Here is a 23,148-nt window from a genome sequence, read left to right as displayed (position 1 = left end):
GTCACCCCTGCGACACCTTCGAGAGGGCTTAGCCCGCGGCCCTCATGACCAGCGCAGATGGCGCTGGTCATGAGGGGTTGAGTGAGCTACTACGTGGGACAGGCGTCAGTTTCGACGGACCATGTCGCTTTGAGGCGATCGGTGTCGCTCCACGGACCGGCACCGTAGGAGTTGACGGCTTGGACCCGCACCCCGATTCGACGACCGCACGGGAGGTTGGTAATCGGGAGGCTCGAGGCAGTGGCTGCGGCGGTACCGCCGCTTCTCCAGCCACCGCATGAATAGGTATCACTCCGGGTCGGCGGGTCAGTAGTGCGGTCGGTGATGACGGACCCCACCGTGACGGTGCACCACTGGACGTTGTAGCTGGTAATGGCCGATGCGCCTATGTTGTCGGGAGTACTCCAGCTAGCCGTTACAGTGTTTGCCCCTCCTGAGGCGCTCACGCTGGTGGGCGCGGTGGGCCTGCCGGTGGGGGTGATTGACTTTTGGGTCCAGCTGCTCACGCCGGCGGGGGTGTGGGCACGGATCTGTACGTCGTATCGGCGGCCGACGGGGAGGCCGGTGATTGTGGTCGTAAGGCCGGTACCGGCGTAGTGGAAGCTCCAATTGCTGCCGCTGGGGCGGTATTGCAGGGTGTAGCTAGTGATGCCGTCGGGATGGCCTCCGTCGTCCGGCGCAACCCACGTTACGGTCAGGCTGACCGAGCCGTCTGCGTAGACTTCGGTGATTGTGACGTCGTCGGGGTCAGGTCGGTCGGGCCGGGTGGCCGGGGTGGCTGATACCGAGGCAGTGGCCCCGCCGCCAGCGCTGTTAGTGGCCAACACGGTAAAGGAATAGGAGTTGCCGTTGGTGAGGCCGGAGATGGTGTAGCTAGTGCCACCGGTGCGGTAGGTGTTAGTGCCGTCAGTTCTATCGCAGACGTGGTTGCCGCCGGTGGTGGTGCCGGAGCAGGTAATGGTGTATTGGGTGATTCGGGCTCCGTTGGCCGCCGGTGCGGTCCAACTCAGCCGTATATTGCGGTTACCGGGGGTGGCAGTGAGGTCGGCGGGACTACCCGGGACGGCGGGGGCGTCGGTGGTGGCGAAGCTAGCTGCATCTACGTCGCTCCACGGGCCGTTCCCGTGGACGTTGACCGCTCGGACCCGCACGCTGTAGGCGGTGCTGCCGGTGAGGCCGGTGATGACGTAGCTGGCGTCGTCCTCGTCGACGTCGGCATCGGGAGCGGTACGCCACCCGCCTGTACACGGATAGGTGGTTACTGTGCTTCCGTCGACGGTTCGCTCCAACTCCCTCGAGGTACACCACTGGACGTCGTAATCGGTGATGGTGCCCGATGCGCCGGTAGAGCTTGGTGCGGTCCAGGTGACCGTCAGTTGGCCGCGGTCCGCCGCTGAGAAAGAGGCAACATCAGGTTTGCCCGGTGTGCCGGTCGGGTGGGTAGTGGCTTGGACCCAGCTGCTGTCGCCGGCGACGTTGGTGGCTCGGATTTGCACGTAGTACCGGGGGCCCACGGGGAGGCCGGTGATGTCGATGCTGGTGATACTTGCGTCGCCGGCATGGGCGAAGCTCCAGTTGCCGTTGCTGGCCCGGTATTGCACGGTGTAGCCGGTGATCGGCGATCCCCCGGTATCGGGGTTCCCGTCCCTGCTGGGTGCTTCCCAAGCGACGTTGAGGCTGACCACGTTGCCTCCGGGGTAGCTCTCGGTGAGCACGATGTTGCGGGGCTGGCCGGGCCGGGTGGCCGGGGTGGCTGTTGCTGCGATCGTGCCGCTGGTGCCGGCGCTGTTGGTGGCGGACAACGTCAAGGTGTAGCTCGTGCCGTTGGTGAGCCCGGAGATGGTGTAGCTCGTGCCAGAGGTCGTGTAGGTGTTGTTGGGGGCTGCCCGGTCGCAGCGATGGCTGCCGTCGGTGGTGCCGCTCTCGCAGATAATGGTGTAGCGAGTAATGCGGGCCCCGTTGGTCGCCGGTGCGGTCCAACTCAGCCGTAAGTTGCGGTTTCCAGGGGTGGCGGTGAATTCGGAGGGTGTGTCCGGGGCCTCGGGGGCGTCGGTCGTAATCGTGTAGGTGTTGCTCCAGCCACTGGTTCCGGCAGCGTTGGCGGCTTGGACTCGCACGCTGTAGGAGGTGCTGCCGAGGAGGCCAGTAACCACATGGGAGGTGTCGGTGGCGGTGCCGGCGTTGCTCCAGCCGCTGACGCAACGCCAGGTGCCGTCTTGGTTTGCCGCGGCGCGACAAGTTTGGACGTTGTAGTGGCTTATGCCTGACACCGACGTGGGCGCGGTCCAAGTGGCCGTCAAGTCGTCGTTCCCGAAGGCGGTGATGGTCAAGCCGGTGGGCGTGCCGGGCCGGGTGGGCGTGGTAGCGGAGTCGGTGGTGCTCCAGCCGCTCTCGCCGGCTCGGTTGTTGGCTCGGACCCGCACCCGATAGGTGGTGCCTTCGGCCAGGCCGGTCAAGGTGGCGGTGGTGGCCGGCGGGTTTCCGGAGACGGTGGTCGATCGCCACGAGGTGCAGCCCCCGGAGCAGAACTCAACGGTGTAGCTGGATATGGGCGACCCACCAGAGGGTGGGGCGGTCCAGGTGACCTGTATGTTGCGGCCGCTGCTCGAAGCCCGCACATCGAAGGGGATGCGGGGCCGGGCAGCCGGCGTGGCCGTAACGGAGTTCCAACCGCTGCTGCCCGCTCTATTGGTGGCGCTCACCCGTATTTCGTAGGCGGTGCCGTTGGCCAGCCCGGAGATGGTGACCGAGGTGGTCGACGTGGTGGAGAACCTGACCCAATCGCTGCTGCCGCAGTTGCCGGTGGCGATGGCGGTGCTGGCCAGTCGGCAATCCACGGTGTACTGGGTGATAGAGGCGCCGTTGGCGCGCGGCGCGGTCCATCGCACGGCGATTTGGCGGTCGTCAATCGTGGCCGTCAGGCCCGAGGGGGTGCCGGGAGGGGTGGCCGCGGTGGTGGATGCGAATCGGGTGCTGCTCCACGGGCCGGTGCCGCGGCTGTTGGCGGCCTGGACCCGCACCCCGTAGGAGGTGCTGCCGGTAAGGCCGCTAATGGTGTAGCTGTTGCCGGTGGCGCTGGCCGAGCTCCACGAGCTGGCGCAGACATCGTTGGAGGCCGAACACCATTGGACGGTGTAGCCGGTGATGGCCGATGCGCCGGTGGCGGCCGGTGCGAACCAGGTGACGGAGAGCTGGTCGGGGCCGCTGCTGGTGAACTGCACGCCGGTCGGCGGGCCGGGCCGGTCGCTCGGGGAACTGGATGTGCCGCTCCATCCGCTGTCTCCGGCGCTGTTGGTGGCTCTGACGCATATGCGGTAGGCGTTGTTGTTGGCAAGGCCGGTGATGGTGATGGAGGTGTTCGAGGTGGTGCGGCGGGCCCAGGTGCCGTCGGCGGTGGCGGGGCAGGTGAAGGCGTTGGCCTTGGAGGCCACGGTGTAGCTGGTGATGGGGGCTCCGCCGGTGTTGGCGGGCGCGGTCCACGACACGGTGAGCTGGCCGTCGCCGGCGATGGCTTGCACGTTTGTGGGGGCGCCGGGCAGGGTTGCGGGAGTTGCGGTGGTGGCGTTCCATCCGCTGTCTCCGGCGGTGTTGGTGGCTTTGACGCACACGCGGTAGGCGGTGCCGTTGGCCAGGCCTGCGATGGTGGCGGTGGTTTCGGAGGTGATGCGGGGGTTCCAGGTGGCGTCGGCGTCGGCCGGGCAGGCGGTGGCGCCGGCCTGGTAGGCCACGGTGTAGTCGGTGATGGGCGCTCCGCCGTTGTTTGTGGGCGCGGTCCACGTCACGGTGAGCTCGCCGTCGCCGGCGGTGGCGTCCACGTTGCCGGGAGAGCCCGGGGTGGTGGCGGGTGTGGCGGTGGTGCCAACCCATCCGCTGTCTCCGGCGGTGTTGGCGGCTTTGGCGCACAGCCGGTAGGCGGTGCCGTTGGTCAAGCCGGTGATGGTGAGGGAGGTGTTGGAGATGGTGCGGACGGTCCAGGTGGCGTCGAGAGTGATCGGGCAGCCGCTGGTGGTGGCTTTGTAGGCCAGGGTGTAGACGGTGATGGCCGATCCGCCGGTGTCGGCGGGCTCGTTCCAGCTGACCGCGATGTGGCCGTTGCCGGCGTCGGCGGTGAGGTCGGCGGGGGCGTCGGGGGTTTGCTCGGCGGTCCGCAGCGTGTTGATCGCGGCCGAGTCGAGGGCCAAGAAGCAGATGCTGCCGTTCCACCCCCAACTCACCCGGGAGAGCACGGTTTGGCCGTCGGCGGTTTTGGCCACGTCTACCGGCTCAGCCCCGAACCGGTGGTGCTCAAAACAGCGCCTCGAGTCGTCGGTCTCGCCCGTTGGCAGGCTCGGGGGCGGCCCCGCGGCCCGCAGAGCGGCCAACGCGTCGTCGTCGAGGGTCAAAAAGCAGATGCCGTCGTGGAATCCCCAGCGGACCTGGGCCAGCACAGATTCGCCGTCGGCGGTTTTGGCCACGTCCACCGGCTCGGCGCCGAAGAGGTGAAACTCCGAGCAACGCTCCGCCGCGCTCTGATCGGCCGACTGCGCGGTCGCCTCTTGGGCGTTAACGGCAACGAGTACGGACGCGGCCAGCACCACTGCCAGCCCCAGTCCCAGGCCCCGTCGGGACCATTTGGCGGCGAAAAAGGCTGGCATTCCTGCAAAGAGCATGGGGAAAACTATATCCCAATCAGTCCCAATAGATGACACGCCCCAGAGCCGCCCACAGGCACAAAATGGCCTATCGTGGTCCCGCTATGGACACCGAACTGGCCGACGAACTGGTCGGCGCCATCCGAACCTGGGTGGAGCGGGAGGTGATTCCCAACGCCCCCGACCTCGAGCATGCCGACGAGTTTCCCGAGGCGATGTTCGCCCAGATGTGCGAATTCGGCCTGTTCGGAGCCACTATCGACCCGGCCTACGGCGGGTTGGGTCTGGACGCCACCACCTACGCCCGCATCATCGAGGAGCTGTCCCGGGGGTGGATGTCGCTGGCCGGCATCCTCAACACCCACAAGATCGCCGCCACCATGATCGGTCGCTACGGCACCGACGAGCAGCGGGAGCGATTTTTGCCCCGCATGTGTGACGGGTCGGTACGGTCGGCCTTCTCGCTGTCGGAGCCCGACGCGGGCAGCGACACCCGCAACATCCGCTGCCGGGCGGTGCCTGACGGCGACGAGTGGATTGTCAACGGCACCAAGATGTGGGTGACCAACGGCATGAGGGCCCAGATGGTGATGCTGTTGGCCCGCACCCCCGATGACCGCATCACCTGCTTCATCGTGGAGAAAGCGCCGGGCCCGGGCGCCGACGGGCTCACCGTGTCGCGCACCATCCCCAAGCTGGGCTACAAGGGCGTGGAGACGGTGGAGATGGCCTATTCCGACTTCCGGGTGCCCGACGCCAACGTGCTGGGCGGCCCCGACGGGGTGGGCCACGGGCTGCGCTATGCCCTCTCCGCGCTGGAGCTGGGGCGGATCAACATCGCCGCCCGGGCGGTGGGGGTTGCCCAGGCCGCGCTCGACGCGGCCATGAAATACGCCCAGGAGCGGGAGACGTTCGGTCGGCCCATCTACGACCACCAGGCCATCGGGTTCAAGCTGGCCGAGATGGCCACCAAGCTCCACGCCGCCCGGCTGATGACCTACGACGCCGCCCGCCGCTACGACTCCGGCGAGCGCATCGACCTCGAAGCGGGCATGGCCAAGCTGTTCGCGTCCGAGGCCGCCTTCGAGATCGCCTCCGACGCGCTGCGCATCCACGGGGGCAACGGCTACACCGAGGAGTACCCGGTGGAGCGCTACTTCCGGGACACGCCCCTTATGATCATCGGGGAGGGGACCAGCGAGATCCAGAAGATGGTGATCGCCCGCCACCTCCGCGATCGGTACTCCTGAGAGGACGTTGAGTTAAGTGGCCGAGGTTTCTGAGGATCAGCTTCGCCAGAAGGTGCGGGACCTATTAGTGGAGGTGGACCCCGCCGAGGCCACCCAATACGAGTTTCGGGGGGCTCAGTTCGACCGGGGCCTGTCCCGGGTCGACTTTCCCGAGGGCAAAGGGGGGCTCGGCCTGTCGCCCAAGGCCCAAACCGTGGTGGACGAGGAGCTGCGCAAGGGCAGCCGCTATTGGCACGACCTCAACGTCAACCCCATCGGCATCGGCATGGGCGCTCCCACCGTGTTGGCCCACGGCACCGAGGAGATGCACCACCGTTTGCTGCGGCCGCTGTTCACCGGCGAGGAGATCTGGTGCCAGATGTTCAGCGAGCCCGGCGCGGGCTCTGATGTGGCCGGCTTGGCCTCCCGAGCCGAGCTCGACGGCGAGGAATGGGTGGTGAGCGGCCAAAAGGTGTGGACCTCGCTGGCCCACCGCTCCCGGTGGGGAATGCTGGTGGCCCGCACCGATCCCGATGCCCCCAAGCACCGGGGCCTCACCTATTTCGTGCTCGACATGACGCTGCCGGGAGTGGAGATACTCCCGCTCTACCAGATCACCGGCGAGGCCGAGTTCAACGAGGTATTCCTGAACGACGTCCGCATTCCCGACTCCATGCGGCTGGGGGAGCGGGGCCAGGGGTGGAATGTGGCCATCACCACCCTGATGAACGAGCGGGTGGCCCTGGGCGGCGGGGTCCCCGAACGAGGCAGCGGGCTCATCGGCGTCTTGGTGTCGGCTTGGGAGCAACTGCGGAACCAAGCCGATGGCCGAGATGATGTCTGCCGCCAGGTGCTGCGGGATCGAGTGGTCCGATTGTGGACTGAGGCCGAGGTATTGCGGCTCACCAACTGGCGGGCGCGGACCCTGTCGTCGGCAGGCACGCCCGGTCCCGAGGGGTCGGTGGGCAAGGCGGTGTCGGCCGAGCTGAACCAGCGAATCTATGAGTGCCTGATCAACGTGATGGGGTCGGAGGCCATGCTGTTTCCCCAGGGTTATCCGATGTCGAGGCCCGATCACTCAGACGTTGCTTCCCACCGGACTGCCGCTCCGGTCAAGGGCTTCTTGCGGTCGAGGGCCAACACCATCGAGGGCGGAACGTCCGAGGTGATGCGCAACATCCTGGGCGAGCGGGTGCTGGGCTTGCCCAAAGAGCCCGGTGTCGACAAGAACACCCCGTGGAGCGAGATTCCCCGCAATTGAAAGCCCTGCAACTGAAAGGGAGGGGCGATGGTTGATGCTCAGCACATGCGCCAGGTGATGGAGGACTACGCCGCTGCGGTGAGCGCCGGTGACAAGGAAGCCATTGTGTCGTTTTACGCCCCCGACGGTTCGTGCCAGGTGCCGGTGGGCGGGCCGGTGCAAGAGGGGATTGACGCCGTTCGGGCCTTCTACGAGGGCAACGAGCTGGCCGAAACCTTGGTGCTGACCGGGCCGGTGCGGGTAGCGGGCAATGAGGCGGCCGCCCCGATGGTGGCCAAAGTGTGCTTCGACGGGGTGAACTACGAGCTCGACGTGGTGGATGTGGCCGTGTTCAACGACGACGGCCTGCTGACCTCGCTGCGGGCGTTTTACTCACTCGACGATCTGCGTGCTGTCTGATTCGGTGCCCCCGGCACCGCCGCTTGAGGCGCCACCGTCGGAGGTACCGCCGTCCGGGGGGAAGTCGCCCAATTGGGAAAGGTGGCTGCGATGGCTGTTGTGGTTGTTCGTGGTGGGATTGCTGGTGGGCTGGGGTCTCACCTGGGCGCTGGACTCGCCGCAGCGGCCGGTGCTGGCCGAGCGCGACGACATTGAGAGGGCTGCGGTCCACGTCAGCGGGATGGCCTGCGGACAGTTCACCGAGGGGAGCGGGTTCTTGGTGGAACCCGGCTTGGTGCTCACCAACGCCCATGTGCTGGCCGGAGTTGAGCAGATCACGGTGAGCGCGGCCAACGGCGATTCGGAGATCGGCGTGCTGGTGGGATTCGACCCCGGTCGAGACATCGCCGCCGTGCAGCTTCCCACCCTGAGGTCATCGCCGGGCATGTCGTTGCTGACATCGGTTGCGCTGGCTCCGATGGTGGCGAGGGCCGCAGATGTGGGCGATGTGGCCACGGTGGACTCCGATGACGGGCTGGAGTTCGTGCCTTTCGAGGTGACCCGCAGGATCTTGGCCACCGGCCGCGACTTCTACGCCCAGGAGACCGAGGGCCGCGACGTGCTGGAAATACGCTCGCTGTTGACCGCGGGCGACTCCGGGGCGGCGCTGATGAACGCCGACGGCAAGGTGGTGGGCATGGTGTTCGCCGTCGCCCGGGGCCAGCCCGATCAGGGGTACGCCCTCGACCGCAACGAGATCGCCGCCTTTCTGGCTGAAATCGATCGAACTCCTCTGCCGACCCCGCCCTGTCGGACGCGCTAGGTCCCTGGTCGCGGTGGCCTGCCCTGCCGGACGCGCTAGGGGCTAGTCTCGTTCGATGCCTGTGGACTTGAACGAGCTGCTTGACCCGTCGCACACCGCAGTGGTCACCATGGAGTGCCAGCGGGGAGTGATCGGCGACATGGCCTCGATGGGGGGCCTGCGGGACGTGATGCTGGATCGGGGGGCCATTGACGCCGGGGCTCGGCTGTGTGCCGATGCTCGAACGGCGGGGGTGCCGGTGGTGCACTGTCTGGCCCATTTTCGAGAAGACCGGGCGGGGAGCGTGGCCAACTGCCGGATGCTGGCGGCTTCGGCCAAGATGAGCGAGCAGAACGGCGGGTTGCTGATCGGGTCGGAGTCGGCCGAGGTCATTCAGGAGTTCGATCCCCAGCCATCCGACATCGAGATCGCCCGCTGGCACGGGATGTCGCCGTTCATGGGCACTTGCCTCGACCAGACCCTGCGCAATCTGGGAGTGACCACGGTGGTGGCCGCCGGGGTGTCGCTCAACGTGGGGGTGATGGGGCTGGTGATCAACGCCGTTGATCTGGGCTATCAGGTGGTGCTGGCCGGCGACGCGGTGGCGGGCATCCCGGCCGACTACGGCGACGCGGTGATGGACAACACCATGGCCTTTCTCACCACCATGCTCACGGTGGACGACATCGTGGCCCGATGGGCATGACCGACAGCCTTGAGGCAGCAGCTGATGACGCTGGGGCCGCCGATAATCCGGCGGCCAATAAGGCCGTCGTGGAGCGGCTGGTGCGTGACATCGTGAACGGCGGGAAGGTGGAACTGCTCGGGGAGGTCCTCGCCGATGACTTCGTGGCCCACGGCGTGGGGCCGGGTCCGGCCGGTCCCGACGGGATGAGCCGGCTGATCGCCACCTGGCGCACGGCGTTTCCCGACTGGCAAGACCACATCGAAGAGATCGTGGCCGAGGGCGACTTGGTGGTGATCAAGATCGCCGCTCAGGGCACCCACACCGGCCCCCTGCTGGGCATCGAGCCCACCGGCGAGGCCGTGGAATGGGGAATGATCGAGATGGTGCGCCTGGCCGACGGCAAGATCACCGAGCAGTGGGGCTACTCCGACTTCTCCGAGGTGGTCCGCCGCCTTCGCAAAGTGGCAGCATCTCAATCCGAACCACAAACCGACTAGGGGGTTTGACCATGGCTGATCTTTCACCGGTGCCCGACTACGCCGAGCTCATGCGGCTCGACAACAAGGGCTTCATCGTGCTCGGTGCGGGGCAGGGCATGGGCCGCCAGTCATCGCACGCCCTGGCCCAGATGGGGGCCAAGGTCTTCTGCGTCGACCTCGAATCGGAGCGGGCCGAGCAGGTGGCCACCGAGGTGGACGGCATCGCCTGGACCGCCGACATCACCAAGCGAGATGACGTGCAGGCCCTGGTTGACGAAGCGGGCCGGGCCATGGGATCGATCGACGGGATCGTCGACATCGTGGGCGTGTCGGGATGGTCGCCAGTGCTGGATATCGACGACGCAGAGTGGGACTGGCAGTTCGACATGGTGCTGCGCCACGCCTATCTCATCTCGCAGATCGCCGGGCGGGCCATGAAGGAGACCGGCGGGGGCACGATGGTGTTCATCGCCTCGGTCAGCGGGCTCACCGCCGCCCCCAACCACGCCCACTACGGGGCGGCCAAAGCCGGGCTGATGGCCTGGATGCAATCGGTGTCCATCGAGCTGGCCCCCCACGGGATCCGGGCCAACTGCGTGGCGCCGGGAACGATCCTGACTCCCCGCATGGAAGCGCTGTTCGACGAGGAGCGCAGGGCGATCAACAACGCTGCCGTGCCGATGGGACACATGGGGGTGCCCTCGGATATCGCGGGGGCCGTGCTCTTCCTTTCGGCGCCGATTTCCGGCTTCATTTCGGGTCGCACATTGGTGGTTGACGGAGGGGTGGACGCGGACTTCCCCTACGACCCGATGTAGGTACACTGGTGAACATGGCGGACGATGTGAGCGGCACCGAGAACCGGATCGTCGTCGGAGTGGAGGGATCGGGCGGAGCCCGAGCTGCGCTCCGTTGGGCTATCAAGGAGGCCCGATACCGAAACGCCTTCGTTGACGTGGTTACCGCCTACTCCACCACCTATGTGCCGGCCTCTCCGGACTTCAACTATGTGCCGCTGGACCCCATCGATTTGGAGGCCGAGGTCAAGCGAATGCAGGACAGCATCATCGACGAGGTGCTGGCTGAAGTAAACGCCGAGGGAGTGGAGATCAGGCGCCGCATGATTCGGGGTCGGGCCGCCGACACCCTGATCGCCGAGTCGGACAATGCCGCCATGCTGGTGGTGGGCTCGCGGGGCCGGGGCGGTTTTCGCGGGCTTTTGCTGGGATCGGTCAGCCAGCAGATCGCCCAGCACGGAAGCTGCCCCGTGGTGATCGTCCGCCCCGACCTTCCCACGTAGCAACCGCGGGATTTGGGCAGCCGCCCGGGTTCGATTACCGCGGCAACTCCACGATGACCTTGCCCCAGGTGCTGCGGTTGTAGATGGCATCCAGGGCGGCGGGGACCTCATCGAAGGCGAACGGGGGGAACACCGGGGGGTCGAGTCGGCCTTCTTCGAGCAGAGCGAAGATGGCTTGTCGGGCCCTTTCTGAGGGCTCGGGGTTGCGGCCCACCGAGGCCCCCCAGTGGACGCCGACCACCGAGTAGTTCTTCAACAAGATGTGGTTGGTGGGGGCATCGGCGATCCGTCCGCTGGTGAAGCCGACCACCAACAGCCGGCCGTCCCAGGCCATGCACCTTCGCGACCGGTCGAACACGTCGCCGCCCACCGGGTCGAAGCACACATCCACTCCCTGGCCGTCGGTGTGGGCCCGCACGATGTCGACAAAGTCGGGTGTTTCCCGGTAGTCGATGGCCAGCTCCACCCCCATTTCCTTCAGCAAAGCGGTCTTCTCGGCCCCGCCGGCGGTGGCGATGACCCTGGCCCCGGCAATCTGACCGAGCTGCACCGCGGCTGAGCCCACACCGCCCATTCCCGCGTGCACGAGCAGGGTTTCTCCTTCGGCCAAGTGCCCTCGGTCGTGGAGGGCGAACCACGACGTGCCGTAGTTCACCAGCGCAGCGGCCGCCGCACCGGCGGAGATTCCTTCGGCCAGCTTGTGGACCCCGCTGGCCCGCAGCGCGGTCTGCTCGGCCAGCGATCCGCCGCCAATGCCCACCACCCGGTCGCCCACGGCCAAGTGGTCGACCTCGCCACCGACCTCCCGCACTCGGCCCACCACCTCGGTACACGGCGACCACGGCAGCTTCGTCTCCATCTGGTAGAGGCCCCGGGCCATGAGGCAGTCCACGAACGTCAGTCCGACGGCTTCGCCGTCCACCACGATCTGCGCCGGGTTGGGTACAGGAGGGGCGGCTTCTTCCTGCTTGAGCAATTCGACGGGGTCCCCCAACTCGTGCTGGCGCCAAATCCGCATCAGCTCCCCTCTCCGTCACCATCGGCCGCGGCCGGACGGTCGACCACCGACTTGATGCTCTCCAGTGCCCGTTGCTTGAACTCCTGAACCGAGCCGACGTTGCCGGCCAGGGCCTGGTATTCCGACATGGTGCGGATGGCGTTGCGGGTGCCCATGGCCTCCATGCCCCGGTGAACGCTGCGCTTGTTGATCTGCTGGAGGTCCGACGGCACCCGGGCCACCCGCTGGGCCATCTCCAGCACCCGCTCCTCCAATTCGTCCTCGGGGTAGGCCCGGTTGGCGAAGCCCATGGCCGCGGCCTCGGCGCCAGAGTAGGAGTCGCCGGTGAGCATCATCTCCATGGCGTTGCGGAACCCCACCAGCCAGGGGTGGTAATTGAAATCGGGCGGGCTCAGCACCCGCACCACCGGGTGGCCGATGTCGGCGTTCTCGGCCACGTAGACCAAGTCGCAGGCCGCGGCCAGCTCTGAGGCGCCGGCCAGGGCGTAGCCGTGGATCTGGGCGATGACCGGCTTGGCCAGCTCCCAGATGGCCAGCCAGCTGTCGGTCACATGGCGGGACCACTGCCCGTCGCCCCCTGCGGTGTAGTGGGGCGGATCTTCCATGAGCGAGTCCGTCAGGTCGTAGCCCGAGGAAAAGCACGGTCCTGCTCCCCTGAGGATCGACACCCGCACATCGTCGTCGACATCGGCTGCTTGGAGGGCGTCCAACAGCTCTTTTCGCATTGGAGTGCTGATTGCGTTGCGCTTCTCGGGGCGGTTGAGCGTGATCCGCCGGACATGCGGGGCAGGGTCATCAATGAGGATCAGTTCGTAGGTCACGGGTTGACCCTATAACGACCGGTGCCCCGGACCCGAAGGCCCGGGGCACCGAGTGTATTGATCAGGAAATGGTGTTACTGGGTACGAAGCCGGCGGCTAAGGCCGAGCACCATCGCACCGGCGAGCACCACGGCTAGAGCAATGATGGCCAGCAGCGGCGTGTTCACACCAGTGTCAGCCAGCTCGTCGTCGTCCATGTCATCGCCCATGTCGTCGTCCATGTCATCAGCCATGTCGTCGTCCATGTCATCGTCAGCCACCATGTCGTCGCCGTCGCCCATGTCGTCGTCCATGTCGTCGCCGTCGCCCATGTCGTCGTCCATGTCGTCGCCGTCGCCCATGTCGTCGCCGTCGCCCATGTCGTCGCCGTCGCCCATGTCGTCGCCCATGTCGTCGCCGTCGCCCATGTCGTCGCCCATGTCGTCGCCGTCGCCCATGTCGTCGCCCATGTCGTCGCCCATGTCGTCGCCCATGTCGTCGCCGTCGCCCATGTCGTCGCCGTCGCCCATGTCGTCGCCGTCGCCCATGTCGTCGCCGTCGCCCATGTCGTCGCCGTCGCCCATGTCATCGCCCATGTCGTCGCCGTCGCCCATGTCATCGCCCATGTCCGGAGCACCAACGGTTACTAAGACTTCCGCCCTTTCGCCACCAGGCCTGAGTTCAAACAGGAGCAAGGCAACTCCGCCTTCTCCCACAGTGGCGGTAATTGTGGCGGTAAATCCTCCGTCACCCGTTGAGGTTGCGGTAGTACCAAGGCCACACACGACTATGAAATTCGCAGCCGTGACTTCTTGATCCGTGGGACAAGAGGTCGCGTTGACCGATCCAACAGTGAAACCTGATCCAGTCAAAGTGAATTCGTATTCGCCGGGGGCATCAACGTACCCGGGGTCGGCGGTCAGGGTGGGGCCATCCTGTGCAGAGGCGGCGCTTGCACCTACCCAGGCCACAAGCGCCAATGCCATCGCGATGAACACCAGCTTGGTCTTAGTCATGACTGAACTCCTTTGGCCGCGTCTATGACGGTCCGGCTCTCACTCCGATAGGTGGTGAAACCATAGCGCAACACCTCGTTTGTGTCATCCATCTGACGAATGCGCTTTTTTGCGCCGGCGCTTAACGACCGGTGCCCCGGACCCGAAGGCCCGGGGCACCGAGTGTTCCGATCAGGAAGTGGTGTTACAGGGTGCGCAGCCTACGGCTGAGACCGAACACCATCACACCAGCGAGGGCGATGCCCGCACCGATGATCACTAGCAGTGACGTTTCCACGCCAGTATCGGCCAGCTCGTCATCCATGTCATCCATGGCCTCGCCGATGTTCACCTGAACAAGAGCGGACTGACCATCAGGAACGAGTTCGAAGATCAGGAACGTTACGCCAGCGTCGGTGATTTCCACACCTTCTGCTGTGATCGGGCCACCAGTCGCATCAACCGGGCTACCGAACCCACCGCAGTGCTGCATCAATGTTGCCTGGCCCCACTCGACATCGGGATCACCGGTGCCGCAAACGGCCAGGTTGGTGCCAGCGGCGGTGAAGCCACCAGGCGTCAACGTGATGTCGTAGGTGCCGGCTTCCGGCACCGAGGCCGGATCAGCGCTCAGCGTCTGGTCTTGAGCCGAGGCGGACCCGGCAAACAAGAAACCGACCAGCGCCACTGCCAGCCCAATGAAAATCAACTTGGTCTTGGTCATAGTTGTGTCTCCTTGGACCACGCCAATGGTCGGCCGGCCCCTACTCGGATATTGACGCGAGACTTTAGCCTCTTCCACGGCTCCTGTCATTTATTCGCAGTTTTGCCTTGAGTGCAAGGGTTTTGAGGCCTACTAGGTAGGGTGCCCGGCGTGGATTCCATCCGTAATTTCCGCTCGCTGGGAGGCCAGACCACCGTTGACGGCCGACGGGTGCGGACCGGCCTGGTATATCGAGCGGGCCATCTAGCCGAAGCCACTGACTCTGATCTGCAAGCGATGGTTGACTTGGGCATTCGCACGGTGTTCGACTTCCGCAACGAGGGGGATCATGCCGCCGAGGGCCCCAACCGGCTGCCCGAAGGGGTGGAACAGATCTCGCTGCCGATGGCGGACTCCGCGAATCCCTCCGGGCTACGAGAGAACTTTGCCGCGTTGAGCGCCGAGGAACTGGAAGAACGCTTTGGAAACGGCAAGGCCTTCCAGTGGATGAAGGAGGCTTCCGGAAGATCGGTGAGCGAACCCATAAGGACTGCTCAATTTGGCGAGTTCGTCAGGAGACTGTTGGCGCCGGGGGCGGCTCCGCTGCTGTTCAATTGCAGCGCGGGCAAGGATCGCACCGGATGGGCGGCCAGCCTGCTTCTCTTGGCTCTGGAGGTTCCCGAACAACAGGTGGTGGACCACTATTTGGAGACCAACCAGCACGTGAATCCCAGTCGCTATGGGGACCTGATGATGCCGATGGTCACCGTGCACGAGGACTATTTCGCTTGGCAGTTGGAGGTGCTGGCCGACACATGGGGCAGCTTCGACCAGTACTGGGCTGATGGCTTGAGCCTGGATGACGGCCATCGCCAGGCATTGCGAGAGCTGCTGTTGGACTAGACGGTCTTCAGTTCGCCGATGTTGTGGACGGGGGCGAGGGTGTCTTGGAGGTAGTCGGGGCCTTCTAGGGTGTCGACGAACCAGCCGGTGGGGCACATGGTGAGAATCTCCACCAGGCTGAAACCGGCCCCGGCCATCTGCGACTCGTAGGCCCTGGTGATGTAGCGCTTGGTGCGGGCCACGTTGCCGGCGTTGTTGACTGCGCATCGGGCCACGTAGGCCGCGCCGTCCAGGGTGGCGGCCAGATCGGACAAAAGGATGGGGTGCCCGTGCTGGTGGGGGTCGCGCCCCTCGATGGAGGTCTTGGTGCGCTGGCCCAGGGTGGTGGTTGTGGTCATCTGGCCGCCGGTCTCGCCGAAAACCCCGTTGTTCAACAGCAGACAGGTGATGTTCTCGCCCCGGGCGGCGGCGTGCAGCACCTCTTGGAGGCCCTCGTTGACCATGTCGCCGTCGCCTTGGATGGTCATGACGAACCCGTCGGGCAGCATCCGCTTTACCCCCGTGGCCACCGACGGGGCCCGGCCGTGCAGGGCCTGAACCACCTCTACGTCGAGGTTGTGGGCGAAGGCGGTGTAGCACCCGATGCCGAACACCGAGATTGTGCTTTGGGCCAGCTCCAGTTCTTCGATGGCCTCCATCGCGGCCCGAATGGCGATGGGCTCCCCGCAGCCGGGGCAGAGGTGGTGGTTGGCCTGGGTGATGAGCGAGGGGGTGAAGTCGTCCACCAGCGCGGCGGACTCGGCGGGCGGCTTGTCGGTGGAGATGAATACCCGGTCGTCGCTCATGGCCCGTTTCCCGTCATGGCCCGTTTTCCCTCATGGCAGGGCCTCTAAAATGCGCTCGGAGATATCGGGGACGTTGATGTCGGGTCCAATACCGAAACCGGAGTGGTCCCAACTGGGGCCCCCGATGAACTCCACCGGCACCGCCCCGAGTGTAGCAAGCCGTACATCGTCGATCATCTGGCCCATGTTCTGCTCGTACACCGCCACCTTGGCCGATCCGGCGGCTGCGTCTTGCACTGCCTGCGACGGGAACGGCCACAGCGTGATGGGCCGGACGTAGCCCACCCGGTGCCCGGCGTCGCGCAATCGCAGGCAGGCATAGCGCACGAACTTGCCCACCGAGCCGTAGGCGGCCACCACCAACTCAGCGTCGTCGCAGAACCCGATGTCGACCAGCGGTTCCACGCCAGCCTCCAGGGCCTGAATGTGGGCGGCGCAGTCTGCGAAGTGGGCCCCCAGGTCAAACCCCTCTTCCCCCTCGTTGCCGCTGCCCAGCGGCGAGATGATCTTGGCTGCGCCTGAGCCTCCGGTGGACCCGTTCAGGGCCCAGTCGGGAACCTTGGGAGCGGCCCTGTCGATGGAGGGCACCGACACCGCTTGGTAGGTGTGGGCCAGGAAATAGTCGCCCAGCACCATGACCGGAGTGCGCCACTGCCTGGCCAAGTCGAAGGCCAGCTCGGTTAGTTCCACGGCCTCGGGCACATCCATGGGGGCCAGCACGATGTGGCGATAGTCGCCGTGGCCGCCGCCGCGGGTGGCTTGGAAGTAATCGCCTTGGCCCCGGGCCATGTTGAACACCACCAGCGGTAGGCGGGCGTTGGTGATCTCAGACAGCGACTCCTGCATCAGCGACAGCCCTTGACCGGTTGATCCGGTGGCCGCCAAGTGACCAGTGGTGGCTGCCCCCCAGGCCATGCCCACCGCCTCCAGCTCGCTCTCGGCGTTCATGCACACGCCGTCCACCTCGGGCAGCAGCGCGGCCATGTGCTCCAGCAACTCGGTGAACGGGGTCATCGGGTATCCCGTGAAGAACCGACAGCCGGCAGCCACCGCGGCCCGGGCCATGGCCTCCGATCCCTCTAGCAGCGCCCGTTCGCTCATGGCCCGCCCTCATCGTGCAGAGGCAGCTCCAGGGGAGTGTCGTACTTGTACACCTGGAATACGAAGTCGGGGCAGATCTGGGCGCAGGCCTGGCAGCCGGTACAGCCGGCCAGCAGCCGGGGGTACCGGTATCCCTTGGTGTTGGCCTCGCGGGTGGTCATTTCCAGCACCCGGGGCGGGCAGGCGTCGATGCAGAGGTCGCAGCCCTTGCAGGCTTCGACGTCGATGACCACCGTGCCCCGGACGGTGACGGTATTTCTCGGAGTGCTTGGGCTCATGCCGCCATCTCCCAGCCGGCGGCCAGCGCCCCCTCGTTGGCCTCGATGAGCTGGCTGCGATAGGGCGGCACCGAGCGGCGCATGCCTTCCACCAGGCCGTTCAAGCTCACCAGTCCTGACGTTCGCCCGTACACCCCAGCCATGACCATGGCAGCCAGCAGCGAATTGCCCAGATCGGTGGCCACATCGGTGGCGGCAACCTCGACCACCTGATAGCGGTCCCGGTCCAACTCATCCTCGAATACTGAGGTGTTCACCAGCACCAAGCCGCCGTCGCGGATGCGCTCCCGCAGCGGGGCCCAGAACTGGTGGTGCATCAAGATGGCCGACCATGTGGTCGAAAGCACCGGCGGCGCCTCGATCGGCCGGTCGCTGATCACCACCGTGCTGTCGGTGTGGCCGCCCCGCATCATGCCGCCGTAGCTGCCGAACACCAGCACCTCTTTGCCGTCAGCCGTGGCCCCCTGGGCGATGACCTGGGCGGCCAGCTGCACACCCTGGCCGCCGATCCCGGTGAGCATCAGCTCCCGCTCTCCGGTGGTTGAAGGACTCATCTGCCCTTCCAGTTTGGAGGTCGTTTTTCCACGAAGGCAAGAGGACCTTCTTTGAAGTCCTCGGTTTTGGAGACGGCGCCGCCTTCTCGGGCGGCGATGGCGAATCCCTCGGCCTCGGTAGTCTCCAGCCCCTCGAGGATGGCCCGGCGAGCGGCCCTGACCGCCAAGGGGGCGTTGACCACGATGCGCTCGGCCAGTTCTTTGGCTTCGGCCAATGCCTGGCCGGGTTCGCACACCACGTTTACCAAGCCCAGGGAGTGGGCCCGGTGGACGTCGATGGTGTCGCCGGTCAGAGCCAGCTCCATGGCGATGTTGGTCGGGATGCGGCGGGGCAGCCGGGTGACGCCCCCCTCGGACGCCACCAGCGACCGCTTCACCTCGGGCAGGCCGAAGACCGCCTCGGTGGACGCCACCACCAGGTCACAGCCCAGTACAAGTTCGAATCCCCCCGCCAGCGCGGGGCGGTCCACCGCGGCGATGACCGGCTTGTCCCGGCGCCGTCGTGCGAACCGGCCGAAGCCCTCCTCGGCGGTGATGATGCCCGCCGCCCGGCCCTCGGACAGCGCCTTGAGGTCGGCCCCGGCGCAGAAAATCTGGCCATTGCCCGCCAGGATGGCCAGCCACAGGTCATCGTCGGCTTCGAATCGGTCGAATGCCTCGCCCAGGGCGGCGGACAGTTCCGGGCTCATGGCGTTGCGGGCCTCAGGTCGGTTCAGGGTGATCACCGCCACCCGTCCCTCGGTCTCGTAGAGGACCAGGCTCATCGCGCGCTACCCCGATTCCTACTCCGGGTCCCGCACCTTCAAGAGCTGCTTGCCCTGGTTGGCCCCGGAGAACAGCCGCAAGAAAGTGGTGGGAATGTTGTCGAACCCCTCCTGGATGTCGGTCTGGAAGGCAATTTCACCTTCGGCCACCCAACGACCGAGGTCTTCGATGGCCGCTGGTACCCGGTCCATGTGGTCGAACATCACGAAGCCCTGGATGGTGAGGCGCTTTTCGATGACCTGGAACATGTTGGACGGTCCCGGCCGGCGCATGCCCTGGTTGTAGGTGGAGATGGCGCCGCAACTGGCAATCCGCCCTCCTTGGGCCATGTGGCTCATGACCGTCTCCAGCATGTCGCCGCCCACGTTGTCGAAGTACACGTCCACGCCATCAGGGCAGAGCTCTGCGAGCCGGGCGTCCACATCCTCGTTCTTGTAGTCGATGGCTCCGTCTAGCCGGGCTTCTTCCAGAAGCCATCGGCACTTGTCCGTCCCTCCGGCGATGCCCACCGACCGACAGCCTTTGACGCGGGCGATCTGAGCGGCCACCGATCCAGTGGCCCCGGCCGCGCCCGACGTGAGCACCGTGTCGCCCGGCTCGGTGCGGCCGATATCGAGCAAGCCGATATAGGCCGTGAGCCCGGTGCCGCCTAGGGGGCCCAGCATGACTGGGATGGGTGTGCCGGGAGGCACCACTCTGGTCTGTTCGCCCACCACTTCGTAGTCCTGCCAGCTCATCATGCCGCTGACCAGGTCGCCTTCGTTCAGCGCTGGGGTGTTGGACGCCATCACCTGGGAAACGCCGGGGGCCAGCATGGGCGTGCCCAGAGGTACGGGGGGCATGTAGGTGATGAAGTCCTCCAACCACGTGCGCATGGCCGGTTCGAAGCTGAGGTAACACAGCCGGGCCAGTGCCTGGCCGTCGCCGGGCTCGGGGATGTCGGTTTCCCGGTATTCGAAGTTGTCCACGCTGACTGGTCCGTCGGGCCGCACGGCGTAGATCCACTGGCGGTTCATCTTGCCAAACTACTCCGGCGGGGCGAATGCCCCCTCAGCGAGCCGGTCGGACCCGAAGCATCATGGTGGCGATCAGGCGGTCGCCCTTGCCTAAGTCTCTGATCTCGGCCACCACCCAGCCCGACGACGGGTCGCCCATCCAGCGGCAGGTGCTGTAAACCGGGCCGATCTTGCCGCCCAGCAGGTAGCGGATGTCCATGTCGGCCACCGCGTGGGGGGCACCGAATTCATGTTCGGCCAGGGTCTCGGCGCCCACCTCGCCCACCAGGGTGACCATGGCGCCCTGCATGATGCCGGCGGGGTTGAGCAGTTGCGGGGTGAGCTCCACCTCAACATGGCCGACGGAGGCGTCCACCACCTCGATGCCGGCCACTTCGGCCAGGGGCCGGTCGATGTCGGGAAGCCCCATGAGGTCGGGCCGGGGAGGGTCGTGAATGGGCTTGGCCGGATCGCCGGGACGTTGGTGGTGGCGTCCGAAACCGATCTGGGCGTAGCCCACTTCGGCGCCGTCAGGAGTGGAGAAGCGGCACTCACAGATCAGCGTGCTGGCCCCGGCCCGCAGCACCTCGGTGTGTACGTCGATTTGCTCCGGCAGCGGGACGGCGGCGGTTCGGAGTTGGAAGTCGGTGGTGAAGTGCCAGCACTCTGGGTCTTCCTTCTCGCCGATCATGCCCCCGGTGATGTCGGCGGCCAGCATCAGCACCGAGGGTCTCACATGGCCGCCGTGGCACTGCTCTTCGAACACCCGGAGCTTTCCGTATCCGGGCTGCGAGTTGGGGTCGCAATAGATCCCCAACTGGGCGAGGAGCGTGAACGTCGGAGGTGCTTGTGCGGGGACGGTCATGGCCCCTTAGTTCTAGACGGTGGCACTCTCCAAAACCGTGTTCTTGAAGAAGTCGGGGCGGGCTTCGGAGAAGAAGCGGTGGGCGTTGTCGAAGGTGAAGGCCCGGAATTGGTCTTCGTTGAGCCAGCCGTGCTCCACCTGCTCCCACACCTCGGGGAGCACCTCGGACATGTCGGGCACGTCCCAGTGGCCCACGTCGGAGGAGAAGATGGCGTTGAGGGTGGCCCCTTCGGGCAGGGCGCCGTCGAAGGCCAGCCGCACCAGCGGGTCGTCGGCCTCGCAGCCGAACCAGTAGGAGCGGTCGATCTGCTCGAGGATGTCCTCGGGGCAGGTTATGCCCGCGGCCTCGAAGTCGTGAACGACCTGATCAGAGCTGATGCCCTTCTGCATCACTTTGCCGAAGCCGGAGGGCAGATCGATGGGGTCGTTGGCCTCGGCCAGCAAGGATTCGAAGTAATCGGGCTCGAAGAGGGCCGGGTCGTAGGCCTTGAGGCCCTCGGGGCCGCGCTTTTCCCAGTGGCTCAGGAGGTCGCACACCATCTGGGCGCCCCAGGTGACCCCGCCCTCCAAAAAGCCGAGGCGCAGGTCGGGGAAGCGGTGGGTGACCCCGCCGAAGAAGATCGACTTGGCGGTGGCCTCGCTGGCCGTGCCGAAGTTGCCCATGTGGTTGTAGGTGAAGTTGCTGACTGAGCGCCGGCCGTCCCAGCCCATCGAACCGGAGTGGAGGCTGGCCGGGGTTTGCAGCTCTACCAGCCGCTGCCATAGCGGGTCGTAGTCGTAGGCCGAGTCGAGGCCGAGCGAGTCGATCCAGGTGGCCATCTCGCCTCCGGCCGGCACCTGGCGGAGAGCGAATCCGCCGATCATCACTGCTTTGAAGCCCAGTTCGGTGACGGCGAAGTCGAGCTGCTCAATGGCCTCTTCGGGGGTTTGGGTGGGAATGGCCGCCACCGGTGTGAGGCGGTCTTGCAGGCCCTGGTAGCTGTCGGCCAGGTAGCGGTTGAGCGCCCGGCAGAGCTTGTTGCGGATTTCGTCGTCGCGGTAGGCCGGGAAGTTGAGGCCGATGCTGGGGTAGCACACCGCAAAGTCCATGCCCAGCTCCTCGATGCGGTCGTGGAACATCGCCGGAGACACCGCGGTGGCGAAGTCCCGAGTATTGCCTAGCGGCAGCGCCCACCACGGACCCCGGAAGGAGCGTCGGGCCAGCCGGTCATCAGGGGAGAGGCCCGACCAATTGGGCTCCCCGTTGAACGAGCAGTTGGACATCTGAGGGTAGAGCCCTCCGTCGAGGCCTTCGTCGAGGCAGTACTGGTGGAGGGCCGGGTAGTGCTCGAACACGTGGCCGTCGGCGTCGATGACGGGATGGCCGAGGTCGGCTCGGATGTCGGCGGCGGATCGTTGGCTGCTCATGGCGGCAACGCTAGCTACTACCGTTGGTGGTTGTCTCAGTGACACCCGATTGAGAAGGTTCGAATCATGAGTACCGTCACCCCCGTACGTCCTTGCATCTCGGCTGACTCCCACGTCACCGAGCCCGACAACACCTACATCGACTACATCGACCCCAAGTTCCGGGATCGGGCCCCCCGTGTAGATTGGGACGACGCCATGGGGGCGTTCATGTCCATCGACAACGGCCGCAATCGGATGCCCTATGGAATGATCGCGGCGGCGGGCAAGAGCTGGCACGAGATCAGCCTGTCCAGCGGCACCCGCTGGGAGGACCTGCACCCCGGTGGGTACGACCCAGTGGCCCGGCTCGACGAGCAGGATCGGGATGGAGTGGTGGCCGAGGTGATCTACCCGTCGGTGGGCATGACCATCTGCAACCACCCCGACGGCGACTACAAGAAGGCCTGCTTCGACGCCTACAACCGTTGGATTGCCGAGTTCAACTCCCACGCCCCTGAGCGGTTGATCGGGTTGGGCCAGACTGCGGTGCGCTCAGTGGACGAGGCCATCGCCGACTTGGAAGCGATGAAGGCCCTCGGGCTCAAGGGCGTCATGCTGCCCGGCTATCCGGCTTCGGGGATCGACTACGACGCTCCCGAGTTCGACGCTTTCTGGGAAGCATCGGTGTCGATGGGCATGCCGCTGTCGTTCCACATCCTCACGTCGGGCAACGACCATCCCATGGCCGCCCAGTTCCGGGGGCCCAAGATCAACTCGTTCCTGGGGATCATCCGGGGGAATCAGGACATCATCGGCACACTGATCTTCGGCGGCGTATTCGAGCGCCATCCCGACCTTCAGGTGGTGTGCGTGGAGGCCGACGCCGGCTGGGCGCCCCACTGGATGTACCGGGCCGATCACGCCTACAACCGCCACCGCAACTGGCTGGAGAGCGCCGAGCTGTCCAAGAAGCCCAGCGACTACTTCCGGGAGAACGTCTACCTCACGTTCCAAGACGACTGGGTGGCGTTCAAGCTGCTCGACCTCATGAACGTGAACCGGGTGATGTGGGCCAACGACCACCCCCACTCCGACGCCACCTGGCCCTGGTCCCAAGAAATGCTCACCGAGCAGACCACCCACATGACCGACCACCAAATCGACCGAGTCCTCCGAGACAACTGCGCCGAGCTCTACGGGCTGACCGTCTGATTTTTCGGCTTTTTGGG

23 protein-coding genes are annotated in these 23,148 nt (G+C 66.0%); 10 read left to right on the top strand and 13 right to left on the bottom strand.

The window, feature by feature from the left end:
- Positions 1–89: 89 nt before the first annotated feature.
- Positions 90–4,649: a fibronectin type III domain-containing protein gene (locus ACOGJC_RS05155; protein ID WP_419847440.1), complete on the bottom strand. Its 4,560-nt coding sequence runs from the start codon at positions 4,647–4,649 to the stop codon at positions 90–92.
- Positions 4,650–4,735: 86 nt separating this feature from the next.
- Here ACOGJC_RS05155 and ACOGJC_RS05150 point away from each other — a divergent pair, with 86 nt between their 5' ends.
- From ACOGJC_RS05150 to ACOGJC_RS05115, 8 genes are read left to right on the top strand one after another with little or no spacing between them, the layout of a single operon-like run.
- Entirely contained in the window at positions 4,736–5,881 is a 1,146-nt protein-coding gene (locus ACOGJC_RS05150) for an acyl-CoA dehydrogenase family protein (protein ID WP_419847439.1), read from the top strand.
- Between the two features lie 16 nt (positions 5,882–5,897).
- Positions 5,898–7,121, top strand: a complete 1,224-nt coding sequence (locus ACOGJC_RS05145) for an acyl-CoA dehydrogenase family protein (RefSeq protein ID WP_419847438.1) — start codon at positions 5,898–5,900, stop codon at positions 7,119–7,121.
- A 27-nt stretch (positions 7,122–7,148) separates the two neighbouring features.
- Complete coding sequence (locus tag ACOGJC_RS05140) at positions 7,149–7,520, top strand: nuclear transport factor 2 family protein (RefSeq protein WP_419847437.1); 372 nt, start codon at positions 7,149–7,151, stop codon at positions 7,518–7,520.
- Positions 7,510–8,322: a trypsin-like peptidase domain-containing protein gene (locus ACOGJC_RS05135; RefSeq protein WP_419847436.1), complete on the top strand. Its 813-nt coding sequence runs from the start codon at positions 7,510–7,512 to the stop codon at positions 8,320–8,322. Before ACOGJC_RS05140 ends, ACOGJC_RS05135 begins: the two co-directional genes overlap by 11 nt.
- A 55-nt stretch (positions 8,323–8,377) precedes the next feature.
- Entirely contained in the window at positions 8,378–9,007 is a 630-nt protein-coding gene (locus ACOGJC_RS05130; protein WP_419847435.1) for a cysteine hydrolase, read from the top strand.
- Positions 8,998–9,486, top strand: a complete 489-nt coding sequence (locus ACOGJC_RS05125; RefSeq protein ID WP_419847434.1) for an ester cyclase — start codon at positions 8,998–9,000, stop codon at positions 9,484–9,486. The genes ACOGJC_RS05130 and ACOGJC_RS05125 overlap by 10 nt, the downstream gene beginning before the upstream one ends.
- Before the next feature lie 11 nt (positions 9,487–9,497).
- The gene (locus tag ACOGJC_RS05120; protein ID WP_419847433.1) at positions 9,498–10,286 is read left to right on the top strand and encodes an SDR family NAD(P)-dependent oxidoreductase; all 789 of its coding nucleotides are present in this window, start codon (positions 9,498–9,500) and stop codon (positions 10,284–10,286) included.
- Positions 10,287–10,300: 14 nt separating this feature from the next.
- Positions 10,301–10,768, top strand: coding sequence for a universal stress protein (locus ACOGJC_RS05115; protein WP_419848198.1), 468 nt, complete (start codon positions 10,301–10,303; stop codon positions 10,766–10,768).
- A 34-nt stretch (positions 10,769–10,802) separates the two neighbouring features.
- Here ACOGJC_RS05115 and ACOGJC_RS05110 read toward each other — a convergent pair whose 3' ends face one another.
- From ACOGJC_RS05110 to ACOGJC_RS05095, 4 genes are all read right to left on the bottom strand, one after another.
- A complete protein-coding gene (locus ACOGJC_RS05110; protein WP_419847432.1) occupies positions 10,803–11,786 on the bottom strand; it encodes an NADPH:quinone oxidoreductase family protein in 984 nt (327 codons plus the stop codon).
- Positions 11,786–12,607, bottom strand: a complete 822-nt coding sequence (locus ACOGJC_RS05105; RefSeq protein ID WP_419847431.1) for an enoyl-CoA hydratase/isomerase family protein — start codon at positions 12,605–12,607, stop codon at positions 11,786–11,788. The genes ACOGJC_RS05110 and ACOGJC_RS05105 overlap by 1 nt, the downstream gene beginning before the upstream one ends.
- Before the next feature lie 74 nt (positions 12,608–12,681).
- Entirely contained in the window at positions 12,682–13,212 is a 531-nt protein-coding gene (locus tag ACOGJC_RS05100) for a hypothetical protein (RefSeq protein ID WP_419847430.1), read from the bottom strand.
- A gap of 574 nt (positions 13,213–13,786) precedes the next feature.
- Positions 13,787–14,305: a hypothetical protein gene (locus tag ACOGJC_RS05095; protein ID WP_419847429.1), complete on the bottom strand. Its 519-nt coding sequence runs from the start codon at positions 14,303–14,305 to the stop codon at positions 13,787–13,789.
- A 150-nt stretch (positions 14,306–14,455) separates the two neighbouring features.
- Between ACOGJC_RS05095 and ACOGJC_RS05090 the strand changes: the two genes are divergently transcribed.
- Complete coding sequence (locus tag ACOGJC_RS05090; RefSeq protein WP_419847428.1) at positions 14,456–15,187, top strand: tyrosine-protein phosphatase; 732 nt, start codon at positions 14,456–14,458, stop codon at positions 15,185–15,187.
- Here ACOGJC_RS05090 and ACOGJC_RS05085 read toward each other — a convergent pair.
- Genes ACOGJC_RS05085 through ACOGJC_RS05050 form a run of 8 tightly spaced genes read right to left on the bottom strand, consistent with a single transcriptional unit; the run spans position 15,184 to position 21,937 of the window.
- Entirely contained in the window at positions 15,184–15,972 is a 789-nt protein-coding gene (locus ACOGJC_RS05085; protein ID WP_419847427.1) for a thiamine pyrophosphate-dependent enzyme, read from the bottom strand. The genes ACOGJC_RS05090 and ACOGJC_RS05085 overlap by 4 nt on opposite strands.
- A gap of 30 nt (positions 15,973–16,002) precedes the next feature.
- Positions 16,003–17,073: a hypothetical protein gene (locus tag ACOGJC_RS05080; RefSeq protein WP_419847426.1), complete on the bottom strand. Its 1,071-nt coding sequence runs from the start codon at positions 17,071–17,073 to the stop codon at positions 16,003–16,005.
- Positions 17,070–17,351, bottom strand: a complete 282-nt coding sequence (locus ACOGJC_RS05075; protein WP_419847425.1) for a 4Fe-4S dicluster domain-containing protein — start codon at positions 17,349–17,351, stop codon at positions 17,070–17,072. The genes ACOGJC_RS05080 and ACOGJC_RS05075 overlap by 4 nt, the downstream gene beginning before the upstream one ends.
- Positions 17,348–17,905 (bottom strand): 2-oxoacid:acceptor oxidoreductase family protein, encoded by a 558-nt coding sequence (locus ACOGJC_RS05070; RefSeq protein ID WP_419847424.1) that lies wholly within the window; start codon positions 17,903–17,905, stop codon positions 17,348–17,350. Before ACOGJC_RS05070 ends, ACOGJC_RS05075 begins: the two co-directional genes overlap by 4 nt.
- Entirely contained in the window at positions 17,902–18,669 is a 768-nt protein-coding gene (locus ACOGJC_RS05065) for a crotonase/enoyl-CoA hydratase family protein (protein WP_419847423.1), read from the bottom strand. The genes ACOGJC_RS05070 and ACOGJC_RS05065 overlap by 4 nt, the downstream gene beginning before the upstream one ends.
- Positions 18,670–18,687: 18 nt before the next feature.
- Entirely contained in the window at positions 18,688–19,686 is a 999-nt protein-coding gene (locus ACOGJC_RS05060) for an NADP-dependent oxidoreductase (protein WP_419847422.1), read from the bottom strand.
- 34 nt (positions 19,687–19,720) lie between these two features.
- Positions 19,721–20,530, bottom strand: coding sequence for a PaaI family thioesterase (locus tag ACOGJC_RS05055; RefSeq protein WP_419847421.1), 810 nt, complete (start codon positions 20,528–20,530; stop codon positions 19,721–19,723).
- A 12-nt stretch (positions 20,531–20,542) separates the two neighbouring features.
- Positions 20,543–21,937, bottom strand: a complete 1,395-nt coding sequence (locus tag ACOGJC_RS05050) for an amidohydrolase family protein (RefSeq protein WP_419847420.1) — start codon at positions 21,935–21,937, stop codon at positions 20,543–20,545.
- A gap of 66 nt (positions 21,938–22,003) precedes the next feature.
- Here ACOGJC_RS05050 and ACOGJC_RS05045 point away from each other — a divergent pair, with 66 nt between their 5' ends.
- Positions 22,004–23,131, top strand: coding sequence for an amidohydrolase family protein (locus ACOGJC_RS05045; RefSeq protein ID WP_419847419.1), 1,128 nt, complete (start codon positions 22,004–22,006; stop codon positions 23,129–23,131).
- Positions 23,132–23,148 lie beyond the last annotated feature (17 nt).

Source organism: Candidatus Poriferisocius sp., assembly GCF_965204015.1.
In the GTDB taxonomy this organism is placed as follows: Bacteria; Actinomycetota; Acidimicrobiia; order Acidimicrobiales; family Bin134; genus Poriferisocius.
The sequence above is the reverse complement of the archived record's forward strand: the minus strand, read 5'-3'. Positions and strand labels throughout refer to the sequence as shown.